The 12095-nt window shown below is 68.5% G+C and carries 17 protein-coding genes; 4 read left to right on the forward strand and 13 right to left on the reverse strand.

Going from position 1 to position 12095, the window contains the following annotated elements:
- Nucleotides 1–540 (forward strand): IS5 family transposase (locus tag G1H19_RS22190; protein WP_204282713.1); only part of this gene is annotated, 540 nt, incomplete at its 5' end.
- A gap of 10 nt (nt 541–550) precedes the next feature.
- Here G1H19_RS22190 and G1H19_RS22195 read toward each other — a convergent pair.
- From G1H19_RS22195 to G1H19_RS22210, 4 genes are all read right to left on the reverse strand, one after another.
- Nucleotides 551–883 (reverse strand): hypothetical protein, encoded by a 333-nt coding sequence (locus G1H19_RS22195; RefSeq protein ID WP_152729558.1) that lies wholly within the window; start codon nt 881–883, stop codon nt 551–553.
- A 69-nt stretch (nt 884–952) separates the two neighbouring features.
- A complete protein-coding gene (locus G1H19_RS22200; protein WP_204282714.1) occupies nt 953–1138 on the reverse strand; it encodes a hypothetical protein in 186 nt (61 codons plus the stop codon).
- Between the two features lie 11 nt (nt 1139–1149).
- The gene (locus G1H19_RS22205; RefSeq protein ID WP_162392982.1) at nt 1150–1290 is read right to left on the reverse strand and encodes a hypothetical protein; all 141 of its coding nucleotides are present in this window, start codon (nt 1288–1290) and stop codon (nt 1150–1152) included.
- A 193-nt stretch (nt 1291–1483) separates the two neighbouring features.
- Nucleotides 1484–1906: a hypothetical protein gene (locus tag G1H19_RS22210; protein ID WP_152729557.1), complete on the reverse strand. Its 423-nt coding sequence runs from the start codon at nt 1904–1906 to the stop codon at nt 1484–1486.
- Between G1H19_RS22210 and G1H19_RS22215 the strand changes: the two genes are divergently transcribed.
- Nucleotides 1905–2552 carry an FAD-dependent oxidoreductase gene (locus G1H19_RS22215; protein ID WP_152729556.1) on the forward strand — a complete coding sequence of 216 codons (648 nt, stop codon included), beginning with the start codon at nt 1905–1907 and terminating at the stop codon, nt 2550–2552. The genes G1H19_RS22210 and G1H19_RS22215 overlap by 2 nt on opposite strands.
- A gap of 421 nt (nt 2553–2973) precedes the next feature.
- On the opposite strand, the gene G1H19_RS22220 is transcribed toward G1H19_RS22215, so the two are convergent.
- Nucleotides 2974–3546, reverse strand: a complete 573-nt coding sequence (locus tag G1H19_RS22220; protein ID WP_152729555.1) for a hypothetical protein — start codon at nt 3544–3546, stop codon at nt 2974–2976.
- 122 nt (nt 3547–3668) lie between these two features.
- On the opposite strand from G1H19_RS22220, the gene G1H19_RS22225 reads away from it, so the two are divergent.
- Together G1H19_RS22225 and G1H19_RS22230 are read left to right on the forward strand one after the other, a co-directional pair.
- Nucleotides 3669–4073 carry a hypothetical protein gene (locus G1H19_RS22225; RefSeq protein WP_152729554.1) on the forward strand — a complete coding sequence of 135 codons (405 nt, stop codon included), beginning with the start codon at nt 3669–3671 and terminating at the stop codon, nt 4071–4073.
- A 91-nt stretch (nt 4074–4164) separates the two neighbouring features.
- A complete protein-coding gene (locus tag G1H19_RS22230) occupies nt 4165–5889 on the forward strand; it encodes a TM0106 family RecB-like putative nuclease (protein WP_152729553.1) in 1725 nt (574 codons plus the stop codon).
- 365 nt (nt 5890–6254) lie between these two features.
- Here G1H19_RS22230 and G1H19_RS22235 read toward each other — a convergent pair whose 3' ends face one another.
- The 8 genes from G1H19_RS22235 to G1H19_RS22270 form a co-directional block, all read right to left on the reverse strand.
- Nucleotides 6255–7142 carry an Eco29kI family restriction endonuclease gene (locus tag G1H19_RS22235; protein ID WP_152729552.1) on the reverse strand — a complete coding sequence of 296 codons (888 nt, stop codon included), beginning with the start codon at nt 7140–7142 and terminating at the stop codon, nt 6255–6257.
- An 89-nt stretch (nt 7143–7231) separates the two neighbouring features.
- Entirely contained in the window at nt 7232–7600 is a 369-nt protein-coding gene (locus tag G1H19_RS22240; protein WP_152729551.1) for a hypothetical protein, read from the reverse strand.
- Between the two features lie 122 nt (nt 7601–7722).
- Nucleotides 7723–8169 carry a very short patch repair endonuclease gene (locus tag G1H19_RS22245; RefSeq protein ID WP_152729550.1) on the reverse strand — a complete coding sequence of 149 codons (447 nt, stop codon included), beginning with the start codon at nt 8167–8169 and terminating at the stop codon, nt 7723–7725.
- Between the two features lie 30 nt (nt 8170–8199).
- Nucleotides 8200–9423, reverse strand: coding sequence for a DNA cytosine methyltransferase (locus tag G1H19_RS22250; RefSeq protein ID WP_152729549.1), 1224 nt, complete (start codon nt 9421–9423; stop codon nt 8200–8202).
- 119 nt (nt 9424–9542) lie between these two features.
- The gene (locus G1H19_RS22255) at nt 9543–10349 is read right to left on the reverse strand and encodes an Eco29kI family restriction endonuclease (protein WP_202925901.1); all 807 of its coding nucleotides are present in this window, start codon (nt 10347–10349) and stop codon (nt 9543–9545) included.
- A gap of 75 nt (nt 10350–10424) precedes the next feature.
- Entirely contained in the window at nt 10425–10766 is a 342-nt protein-coding gene (locus G1H19_RS22260; RefSeq protein WP_152729548.1) for a hypothetical protein, read from the reverse strand.
- A gap of 67 nt (nt 10767–10833) precedes the next feature.
- Complete coding sequence (locus G1H19_RS22265) at nt 10834–11295, reverse strand: hypothetical protein (protein ID WP_152729547.1); 462 nt, start codon at nt 11293–11295, stop codon at nt 10834–10836.
- A 75-nt stretch (nt 11296–11370) separates the two neighbouring features.
- Nucleotides 11371–11790, reverse strand: coding sequence for a hypothetical protein (locus tag G1H19_RS22270; RefSeq protein WP_152729546.1), 420 nt, complete (start codon nt 11788–11790; stop codon nt 11371–11373).
- Between the last annotated feature and the right edge of the window lie 305 nt (nt 11791–12095).

Genomic DNA, 12095 nt, shown 5'->3' on the forward strand with positions numbered 1-12095 from the left:
GCATCGGAGAACTACATGAATCAGCTGCGCGGCCCACGAGAGGAGCCGGCTGACCACGGCATCGGCCGCTCCCGCGGTGGGCTGTCGACCAAGGTCCACCACGCCGTGGACGGGCGCGGCCGACCCCTGTCCATCGTGATCGGTGCAGGTCAAGCCGGCGACGCCCCGGCCTGCCTGCCGCTGCTGGCCGGCATCCGCGTGGCGCGCGCAGGCCCGGGCCGGCCCCGGACCCGACCCACCGCGGTCCTCGGCGACCGGGCCTACTCCTCCAAGGCCATCCGCGCCCACCTGCGCTCCCGTGGGATCACCGCGGTCATCCCCGAACCCCGCGACCAACAAGCCCACCGCACCCGCCGCGGCAGCAAAGGCGGACGCCCCGTCACCTACGACCGCGAGCTCTACAAGCAGCGCAACGTCGTCGAATGCTCCTTCGCCCTGCTCAAGCAGTGGCGCGCCCTGGCCACCCACTACGACAAGCACGCCCTCATCTACCGCGGCGCCGTCGTCCTCGCCGGCGTCCTAGCCTGGACACGCACTTAGGAGACATGCCCTAGTTGTCATCGAGGTCTCGTGCTCCCGGGACCAGATCGAAGAAGCCGGTGTACCCGGTCGCGATCAGCGGCGTCTCAAGTGAGTCCCAGTCGACTGTCGGGCACAGCGAACAGGACAAACTGTCGACGGCCAGTTCCTTCCACTGATCCGACTGCTCCTGTCGAGCCTGCGCCGGGTCGACAGCGCCGAGATGCCCGTGGGGACCGTGGAAGAGCAGCGCTCGGGGCGTCAGCGTCGGGTCTTCCTCGTAGTTCTCACTTCCGCCGATCGTGGCCATCCGCCAGGGAATGGCGATGCCCTTCGCGGCGAGGAAAGGATCCGATGGCCTCATGGCGCCATGATGACCCGGTGCTCCGACATCGAGGTGCCAGTCCGCCCCACAGGCTCGCGGACACGAGACTCAGTCCGTGCGGGCGTCACCGTCGGCCTCGACGATGACGTGCACCTGGTCGGCCGGGACACCGGCGAGCAGGGCGACGGCGTCGGCGACCATGGCGGGCACCTGGTCGAGGCGCTTGGCCTGGGTGAAGGCCCCGTCGACTTCGGGGACGGAGACCGCCCACCAGTCGCCGGACCATTGGCACACCGCGGTGACATTCACCCCTGAACCGCGCCTCGGGGGCGGATCTCCAGCCGGCCGTCGTCGAGGAGCGTGTAGGGCTCACCGGCAGCCAGAGTGTCCAGATGGGGCCGGCACACCGGCACGTCCGGTCGGCCGACGAAGACGTAGGCGGTCACCGCCCGATCCGAGCAGGTGACCTGGCGACAGGTTATCGGAGAGTCCATGCCGAGCATCGTGACGCAGGCTCCATGGACTAGCCTGCCGACGTGTCCGAGCAGTTGTCCGCCGCCGTCGCCAGCGCGGGCTACAGCCTTGGACCGCGCCTCCTCATCACATGATCTCCTCGGCGGGCCGATCTGCCAGCCCCGCTCAGCTTTCCCCGTAGCTGGTGAGGCTTCGTCCCAGCCGCTGTGCCGCCTCCTTGGTGAACGCGACGTCTACCTCTTCAACTTCGTCGCTGCCGATCCGACGCCCGGCTACCGTCAGTCGGATGCCGTGCTCAGGCGAGGACGTCAGGCTGGCGTACAGGCTCCTCGTCAGGCTGTACTTGTCGACGAGGATGGTGCCGTCGGCGCCGAGGTCGTCCGCGTTCATCACCTGCATCACGCCGCGTTGGCCCCCGAGTGCTTCGTCGTCGTGTACTACCTGCCAGGCGGCTCCGCCCTTGATCCCTGCGTCGTGGTGCTCGCAGACCAGGAATTCGATGCGTCGGCTCCACGCCTCGGGGGCGAACAGGGCAGCGGAGGGGCGGCCGCAGCGAAGGACCTGGCACGTCGGCTGGGCATCAGTCATGAGCACCAGGTATGACCGGTTGATCCGACCGGCCGCCGCGGACGCCGGCACCGGCGTCGACGGTCTGACGCTGGGTGCGTTCCTGGCCCTGGGCGGGTACTCCGACTACTTCGTGCGGCACTTCATGGTGCCGGTGGTCAGCTGCGTGTGGTCCTCGGGCACCGGGCTCTCGCTGCAGTACCCGGCCGAGTACCTGTTCCGGTTCCTGGCCAACCACGGCATGCTCTCGGTCTCCGGTTCGCCCCAGTGGCGCACGGTCACCGGCGGCTCCCGGGCCTACGTGGAGAAGGCCGCGAAGGGCCTCACCGCGGTGCAGACCGGGGCCGGCGTCCGGTCGCTCACCCGGCACCCGGACGGCGTGCAGCTGGTCGACGGGGACGGCGAGCGGCACGAGGCCGACGTCGTGGTGGCCATGCACCCGGACCACGCGAAGTCCGTCGCCGGGCTCCTCGACGTCCTGCGCCAGCAGGTCGCCGACGTGCTGGCTGTGCAGGCCGCGTGGGCTGCGGTCACTCGCGCTGGCCGAGCACTACGACTGGGCTCCGCGCGGCTCAGCGGGCCGTCCTCGCGTCGTGGACACAGCAGGGCCGGGACAACCGCTCGGCGATCGCCAGCCACGCCTACGAGACCCCGCAGTTCGCGGTGATCTAGCCTGAGTGGTCCCGCTACCTCGAGAACGGCTCCTCGCCTGGAGTACGGGATCTCTGGCCGAGCGAGCCGCGGGCCCGACTGTTCTTCGCGGACCGCTACGAGCCCTGGGTGCCGACGATCCAGGAGTTGAGCGCGCTCGTTGCACAGCCGTGGGCCCCGGAGGAGCCCAGCCCCGTGGCGCCCCTGATTGAGGCGGCTGCGCAGGTGTCCCCTCAGCTGGCGGAGGCCATCGGGATGACCGCCGAGGCGACCGGCCGCGGCGGCGGCTCGCGTCGTGCGCCTCAGCTCGCCGACCTCGGGAGCGGTTCCGTGCCGACGCCGTGGCAGCGTCTCCGGTGACCGACGACCGCTACCCGTTGACTGCGATGCTGCCCGAACCCATCGAGCGCTGACCGGCAACGGTGGACCTGGGGGCTCTAGGGCAGGTCCCGCGGGTCACCCCCGTCCCGTAGTCGCGCCAGGTCGACGCCGAGGGCTGGCATGAGCTGGTCGAGCCAGCGAAGGACCACTTCCACGGGGTCGCCGAGCGGCTGGAGTTGAACGTGCGCCTCGTAGAACGGTCGGAGGTCCGCCCTGCCGTCCTTCTCCGGCTCAAGATCGGTCGAGCGTCGCCACGCGTAGGGACTGCCGAGCTCCAGCGGCAGCAGCGGGAACCAGCTGCGGGCTCGGCCGTGCCCACTGTCGGCCGCGTCGTGAGCGTGGCGGTGTCGTAGCCAGATGAGCCCGGCCATCGTCTGGCCCGCGGGGACGCCGGTCCGATGCTGCTCCCACACCTTCCGACCCCCGTAGAGCGTCCGCAGCTGATCATCGACCGCACCGATCCACCAGACGGCCTCGACAGCTGCGGCCCAGCAGCGGCGAGCCTGGCCGGCGGCCTGGCCTTCCCGGGTCCGGTCCATGGCGTCGTGGGCGGCCAGAACGAACAGGCCGATGCGCCGAGCCTGGTCGGCAGGTGCAGCGACGGCCGGCAGGGCCATCTCGTTGGTCATGCCCTATGGTCCGGCTCGGATGCGGCCTCCTCGGCGTAGTGGTCCGTTGGAGGCGGCCAGCTCGCGGGCGATGCGGTCGGCTAGGGGTGATTCCACGCGAGGCGTCTCGGTTGCGTCAGCGGATGAAGCAACTGGTGGAGGATGATGATCCGGCCGGGCTACTGGCGTCCTGGCTGGCCGGAGAGCCGGCACCACGCCGGTACGGGGCGGCCCCATTCGAGCTTCTCGCTCTGGCTTCCGACTCCCGGTTGGCGGTGTCCGGGTTCAGTGACCCACCATCGAACCTGGCGGTTTCCGATGAGGTCGAGGCGTGGGTCACCGCTTCCGACCTGGACGCTGTGACGTGGGAGTGGATGCTCGAACCCGAGGGTCGAGGGAACGTCCGCCTCCACATCGCTGCCGAGTTCGCCAACCCGGTGCCGTGGGGGCGATTTCTCGTCGACTTGGCCAAACACCCCGGTCCGCGTGAACAGCACGCTGTGTGGCGTCTCGTGCGCGAGGTCCTACAGCCCCGGGTCGTGCGATGACAGCCCAGTCTTGTGGTCCGGCCAAGCGGATCGGTGCCGTGGACGACCGTCTGGAGGGGCATCCCCCGTCCGGGCGAGTGGGTGTTTCGGGGTGAAGGACGAGCGTCTGCCTGCCGATGCTGGAGAGGTGACAAGTACCCGGCACCCCCTCGTGTTGGGCGGGTATGCGGCCAAACAATGCCCACGCGCCACGCACAACGCCCACGACCTCACCGTCCCCCGGCCCACATGGGAGCCGGACTCGGCGACCGAGGAACGGATGGCGGCGGGACGGGTATTCGAAGGGCGGGTGGTCGAAGCCCTGCTGGCCGCCCTGCCGGGTGCCGTCGACTTGGGGTACCTGGAGGGCCGCAAGCACGAGCACGTCGCCGAGACGATGCGGCACCTCGCGGCCGGTACGGCCCTGGTGATCGGTGGCCGGCTGCCCGATGACCCGGCGGGCGGGCGGACCGGCATGCCCGACCTGCTCATCCGCGGCGAGGACCGGGAAGACGGCGTCCCCGGCTATCACGTCGGGGACGTCAAGCACCACCTCACGCTCCAGCGCAAGGACGGCGCGGTTGCGGTCAGCGTCCCATCCGCGCCTAATCGAGCGCGGGCAGTCGAGGCTCCTGGGGTTCGGCTGCGGTGGCGGGAGGAGGACTGCCTCCAGCTGGCGCACTACTGGCGGATGCTCGAGACGGCCGGTCACGCGGCAGGCCACCCGTGGGGTGCGGTCATCGGGACAGACGGGGAATCCGGCTACGTCGAGCATTCGCTCGTCCTGGTGTGGCACGACCTCGCGCTGCCGGCATTCACCACCTTCTCGCGCTCATCGGGCAGCGCCCGCCGCAGCTCCCTGGAGCGCTATGACCACGAGCACGCCTTCCGGGTGGCCGTGGCGGAGGTCGCCCGCCGGCGGACCGGCGCCGCCGATGACCCCGAACCGCTCGTCCAGCCGATCGGGCACGAGGAGTGCGGCGATTGCAAGTGGGCCTCGGTGTGCGTCGATGTCTTGCCCGCCTATGGCCTCAGCAACCAGTTGCGCGCCGACCTCTCCGTCCGGGAGTACCTGACCCTGCGGAGTGTCGGAATCACCACCGTCGAGCAACTCGCGTCAGCCGACCCGGACGTCCTCTACGACGACGCCTACGCCCACGAGACCGCCCACCTGCGCCTGCGCGCGCAGCGACTGCAGAAGGCACACCTGCACGCACAACTGGCCCACGCCGGCCTCACGCTCCGCCGGCGGGACGCCGAAATGGCCGTCCCGGTCGCCGACATCGAGTACGACGTCGACTGCGAGTGGAGCACGGACGGCCACGTCTACCTGTGGGGGGTCCTGCGGAGCACTGTCGACGGCGGAACGTACGTGCCCTTCATGGATCTGAGCATCGCCGACGACGAAAGCGAGTACGGCCTCACCGTCCGGTTCCTCCGGTGGCTCGATGATCAGGTCATCACCGACCGGGCCGCCGGACAGAGCACCGCGATATTCCACTACTCCCACGCCGAGCTCACTCGGATCAACCGGGTGATGACGGCGCTCGGTCGGTCATTGCCCGAGCTGTCGCCGCAGGCGGCGCCCTCGGGCTGGACCGACCTGCTGCCGCTGGTCAAGGGAAGCCTCGACAGCCGTCGAGGCCACGGCCTGAAGGTGGTGGCAGTGCACGGTGCCGGATTCGCGTGGCGGGACGAGGACCCAGGCGGTCTGCAGTCGCAGCTTTGGTTTGAGCAGGCATCCGCCGGTGACAGCTTCGCCGAGGAGCGGCTGCTCGCCTACAACGAGGACGATGTCCGAGCGACCAAGGCGATTCGTACCTGGCTGCTGGCGTAGCGCGTCGGCGGCGGGCCTGACTGCCCACGCGGCTGTCTCGCCGACGAGCCGCCCGGTGGGGAGATGGGCTAACCGTTCCCGCTGCCTACCCGCGAGCAACGGCAGGTGCTGTGGATCGGCTACACCGAGCGGCCACCGACGATGGCCGGTGAGACGACGGCGCGCCACCGGCCTACCCATCCCTCCACGGATGCCTGTGGACGGATGGGCATGAGACGCACCCCAATGTCAGCGGCGACGTTCGGCCCGCCGCGCGGGTCGAAAGGTGTCTTCCTACCAACCCGATCTAGGTGAGTGGGTTTTGGAGCAAAAACACCCTTAGACAATCTGCGCGATCATTAGAGTCCTTAGTCGATCGAGCTGACTCAACTGTCGAGCGGCGCGTCATCCTCGTCTTGCTCCTCATCGGGGTTAGCGAGATCGTTGGGCTCTTCGATCTCACTGGCCGCACCCAACTGCGGGGTGCGCGTCGTCAGCTCAACACCTTCTGATTGACCGCTGTTGCGCCACCAGGCGCGCGCGCTGGGCAGCTCCTCGTTCTTTCCGTAGAGGATCACGTACCCAGGAAGTGCGGTCATCTGCCAGGCCGGCGGGAGCTTGGCGAGGATCAAAGACGTGAGCTCCCGCAGCGTGACTTCCTCTGTCGGGACGTCAACGAGTTCCTTGTAGGCCAGCGAGGAAGCTCTCGTCTTCTTTTCGTAGCGCAGGTTGTAGGGCAGCTGCTCCTTCACCTGCTTCAGGATGCTTCCGACGGTCTGGGGACCACCTGCCAGCTTCAACGGCCAGTCGAGGTTCGCGGGATAGAGAGCGTCGAAGTGGTTGCTGCTGACCTCGCTGGTGTCGCGGTTACGACCCGGGTCCTTGTTCCCGAATCCGTTGACGTTCCAGGGAACTCCATCAACGCCACCCTCAGCGCGGTAGCGGCGGATCAACAGACGTTCAGGCGCGGCCGCGTCGAGGTCTTCGTCGACATAAAGACAGACAAAGGAGACGTCATCGATGGAGATACCGTTCCGACCGCGGAGCTTCTTCCAGTGGTTGCGCAGCCGAGTCGGCAGTGGCTGTTGCGCCTTGCCGACGTAGACCCTGTGGCCCTCATGAAAGAGGAGGTAGATGCCTGGACGGGCCTCCAGCTCCCGGAGTGCCTCATCCGTCAGCGAGTGCGGGACCAACGGCATCAAACGCTCAGCCAGTTGGTCGGCCAACGCCTTCGTGATCGACAACTTGAAGTCAGCAGCATGCGCGGTCACCACAGGAGCAAGCTAGTTCAACAGCTCACGCTCAATGAGCACCCCCACTCAGCGCGTTCGGCTGGCCGGAGCCGGCCTGGTTGGTCGGACGCTCACCGATGGTCGGAGCCGGCCTGGTTGGTCGGACGCTCACCGATGGTCGGAGCCGGCCTGGTTGGTCGGACGCTCACCGATGCTCGGCGCGGCGCGTCATGGGCTCCGACGACCGGGTCGGGATGTGCCCCCGCTTGCTCAACCTGACCGGTCAGTGCAGCTAGCGCTTCACGCTTGTCCGGCTCCCTGTTTCCCTTGGCCACGAGCCAGGCTTGTCGCAGGTTGGCGAGACGGTCCCCGGCGTGGAAATCGCCGAGGTAGCGCTCATGCGTCCGTCCGGCCTCCGACCAGCGCAAATAGGCGTAGATCCGTCTGCTGTTGGGTTGGACGCGCAAGGCCACTGACGCGGTGACGACGCGTTCGCCCACGCTGACTATCCGGTTGTTCCGTCCGCCGGCCGCGTCGTCTTGCTCCCGCGCGCATTCCGCCCGAGATCGACCGGTGGGGGCTCTCCATGCCTCGTCGGATGGGCGTGTGGTCGACCAGGCGCTCACGAGGACCCCTTCATGGCGTCGATCACGGGCCGGGCGGCAGCGGCTGGGTCACTGAGCACGTCGCGTTCCCATAACCGGATCACACGGTATCCGGCGTTGGTCAGCGTGGCGGTGACCTCCGCGTCACGCGCCTTGTTGCGTTCGATCTTGGCGACCCACCAGTCGGTGCGGGTGGGGAACAGGTCGGCGAAGGTGGCGCGGCCGCGGCGGGCGGGTTCTGCGGGATTGCCGTGCCACATGTCGCCGTCGACGAATACGGCGATCTTGCGGGAGCGGTTGACCAGGTCGGGGCAGCCGATGAGGTCGCGGGCGTGCAGGCGGTAGCGGACCCCGTTGGCGTGCAGGACGCGGCGCAGCGCGAGCTCGGCCTTGGTGTCCTTGGATCGGACTTTGGACATCATGGCGCTGGTCAGCGCCGGGTCCCGGGGTCCTAGCCGCGCCACGATGTACCTCCCCGCTGCCTGGACGTGGAATTAGGCGGTGGTCAGGGTGGGCCGCAGCGCGGTGGCCACGGAGTCGAGGATGGCGTGCGCCAGCTCGACGGGGACCGCGTTGCCCAGCTGGCGCATCTGCTCTCCCCGGGGCCCATCGAGGGTCCAGGTGTCGGGGAAGGTCATGACGCGGGCGACCTCCCGGACGGTGAGGTAGCGGATGGAACCGTCGTCGCGCAGCAGCACCGACTCCCCACCTGGCACCCCGTGCACACCGGCCTTCACCGTCTTGGCCGGCTTGTCCAGGTAGTTGGGGGTGTGCCCGGCGTAGATGCGGGCGCCGGGCCAGCCGACGTGATGGGTGTAGCCAGCGAACTCGCTGCGCTCGATCGGGTCGGGCAGGTTTCCGATGGCATCGCGCAGGGTCTGCCACCGCGGCAGGTCGAGTGACCCGCTGTTGGGGGTGGTGAAGACCGGCTCTCGCCGGTCGAGGCCGTGCTCCTCCCAGTAGGAGCCGTCGGCCTGCGCGGCGATCAGCGAGGCGGCGGAGTGGGTGGCCTCAGGGAAGTCCCAGGTGACGCCGAGGTCCTTGCGGAAGGCGACGATGAAGACCCGCCACCGCACCTGAGGAACGCCGTAGTCCGCAGCGTTGACCAACTTGAAGTGGACGTCGTAGTGCTCAGCGAGATCGTCGGTGGTCGACCGCTTGGCCTTGATCAGGCGCTTGTCGTGGTCTTCCCAGGATTCCCCGTCGACGCGCTCCTCGAAGGGAGAGTCGATCTGACGCAGGATGTACTGCCAGTAGGGGTCGAAGGACGTCCGCAGCAGGCCCTTGACGTTCTCGGCGACGATGACGCGGGGACGGGTCTCCCGGACGCAACGCAGCAACTCGGGCCACATGTTGCGCTCATCGAGGTGGCCACGGTGGGCGCCGCCGAGGCTAAACGGCTGGCAGGGGACTCCCCCGGCGACCACGTCGACGTCCCCGGCCAGGTCGGCGAAGTCGACCCCGCGGACGTCGCCTTCGATCAGCGGCCAACGGTCATCGAGGCTCTTGGGAGGTTCGGCCGCAGGGTCGAACTTGACGGCCAGGTTGCTGCGGAGGGTCGCGCACGCGCGGTGGTTGAACTCGTTGAGCAGAAGGTGTCGGAAGCCGGCGCGGTGCATGGCCATCGCCAGCCCTCCTCCGCCGGAGAACAGCTCGACGCTGGTGCCGATCTCGCGCTCGACGTCGTTGATCTGGCGCTGCGCCGGGGAGGCCGTCATGCGCTCAAGAATCTACCGCGGAGTTGAGTCTGGCAAGTCATAGTTCGGCGGGTCGCGCGGAGATGATCGTCACTTGACTCAGCCGTCACCCAACTATCTCGATAGACGGCCTGCCGAGGTCAGTACAAGGTCGGCGTCTCGCTCTGAGGCGAGGAGTCGGGTCCCTCATCGAGGGCGGTGGCGGGGATGTCCTCATCCCGCAGTTCGGTCGCCGGGAGCGCGGCCAATGTCACGTCGTCGCGTACCGGAGGGACCCGGATGAAGTGGGCTTTGATGCGCTCGCCGGACTCTTCCGCGCTGTACTGGCTGGCCTGCTGCAGGCGGGCCGCCCAGCCGCGGCCAGGGTGCAGTTCATCCCACGGTGGGCGCCGCATGGCCAGCCGCCCGGCGCCGGGGTCGTGGTTGCCGAATCCGTCGACCACGAGGTTCCAGACCGGCTGGAAGCCCGTGATCATCAGCCGCTCGGCCATCGGGATGAACAGCTCATCGGCCACCAGGTACCGGGCGTAGAAGTCACCGACGTCGAGGTTGCCGGCCGCGTCGACGCTGCCGCGGTGCTCATCGAGCCTGTCCCACAACTGATGACCCTGCTGGCCACCGGTGGCTTGCCCCTTGCGGGCGCCCGCGGGTACGGCCTTGCCCACGTAGATCGGCGTCTGGCTGCCCGACAGGGGTTGGTACATCTCGAGGTTGCCGGCGTAATAGATGGCGTAGATGCCGGCGCCCCGGAAGGGCGGGATCGCCTCGAGCGGCTGCACCGGGGTGCGAAGCAGCGCGGTCTCCACGCTGCGCCCGAGGTTGACCTTGCTCAACGGGTCGTAGGGCACCGGCTCCTTGACCTGAGCCCAGTCGATGCCGCGAGAGCGGCGACGAGAGGCGCCGGCGGCAGGCTCTGGCGTCGCTGGGTCCACCGCGTCTTCGCTCACCCGCGCAGCGTAGGCGGTGACGCCTGGCTGACTGGGTTCATGTGCTCGGCGAGCGCGGGAAGTGTCAGCCGGTCATCAACCGCTGATACCCAGCTTCAGGACCTGCTCGATCACCGCCCGCAACGCCGGCAGGTCGCTGTCGGTGGTGTCGGCGAAGGCGACCGCCTGCCCGTCGTACTGCTCGGCGGGACCGTAGAGGCCGACCGACCAGCCGCTGTGTTCCTCGCGCGACCAGGACAGTGAGTCCTCGAAGTCGGTGATGAGCAGCGAGTGACCGCCGTCGAGGAGCACCTCGAGCGCGGCGTTCATGCCGCCGGTTTGGGTGAACGTGGCCGGCAGGCCGGCGGTGAACAGGGCGTCGATGACGTCTTGGTACTGGCCTTGGCCCACGCTCATCGTCTGCTCGTAGCTGAGCACGAATGGCTCCTTAGCGGCGGTGCCGGTCATAGGGTTGCGGCGGATGAAATCGGCATGGTCGGGCAGGTCAAGGGGTGGTGATGACGGTGAGGCGGGCCCCGGCGGGCATGCGCAGCGTGCCGTTCCCTTCGGCGTCCAAGTGCAGCATCCAGCCGCCGACGGTGACGCGGTCACGGTGCGCGGCGGCCAGTGGCGCCGGCTCCTGGTCATCGAGTTCGCCGGTGTCCAGGTAGCGGATCGGGCGGGCCTGTCCGCGCGTCCAGGTGACCGGGCTGGGCCCGCCCAGGAGATGCGCCCAGCGGGCCGACGGAGTACCCATGAAGCGGACCCGACCATCTTCACCCCGACTCCAGTCGGTGATGTCGAACGCGGCCACCACCGCGTTGTCCGCGACGCCAAGGATCGCGTCGGCGTACTGGCGCAGTTTCTGCTCGCTCAGCGCCGCCCAGTCGCCCAGCACACTGTCCTCGGCGCTGCGCTCCCCACGTTGCACCTGGGGCCAGGAAGATTTCACGTTGACTACCAACATTCGCCCTTGCTCCATCTCAGGTCGTAACACGAGGCGGCTGGCCGACGCACGCCTCCGCGTCGGCCAGCCGGTCCATCAGGCGGCGGCGGGAAGCTGACCACCGGCCGCGGGCAGCTGACCACCGGTCGCGGGCAGGTCGACGACCTTGACCGGCCAGGCCTGCCCCTCGGTCCAGATCACCGGCGACGGGCCCCCCACCAGGTAGGCATATGCCGGCGCCGGCACGGTGTCGAACACGACCTTCCCCTGCGCAGTCAGCCTGTAACCGACGATCCACCGAGCCTCCAGCACCGTCAGCACCTCGACGCCGCCAACCTGCCGGTAGGCGACCGGCAGCAGGAGCTCCAGGCCGTCGCAGAACGCCCGGCGGGTAGCCGACGACTGCTCGCGCAGTGGCCACTCACCGTCCAACTTCGGTCGCCACATCGGCGCCCCCTCGGGATGCGTGCGGCCGACGTGCACAACGGCAGCGCGAGTGAAAACCATGAAGTCCACCTTCCGACGAAGAACTGGGAACAACTAAGACGCTACATTGGCTCATGAAGAAGTGCAAGCTACTAAGTCAGTACTTCGCCGGTGATCGAGGTTCGCTGCCGTACCCAACCCGTACTGACGCTCGAACGGGCACCGGCCGAGCACCGGTGGGGACCGTTCACACACGCCGTCTCGAAGATCTAGGGCACGTCTCCCAAGTCGGGCTGACCTGGCAGGATCTTGATCGTGGCACCCCACAGGGGGCATCGGAGAACTACATGAATCAGCTGCGCGGCCCACGAGAGGAGCCGGCTGACCACGGCATC

The sequence above is a fragment of the Goekera deserti genome (assembly GCF_010685995.1).
GTDB classification, from domain to species: Bacteria; Actinomycetota; Actinomycetes; order Mycobacteriales; family Geodermatophilaceae; genus Goekera; species Goekera deserti.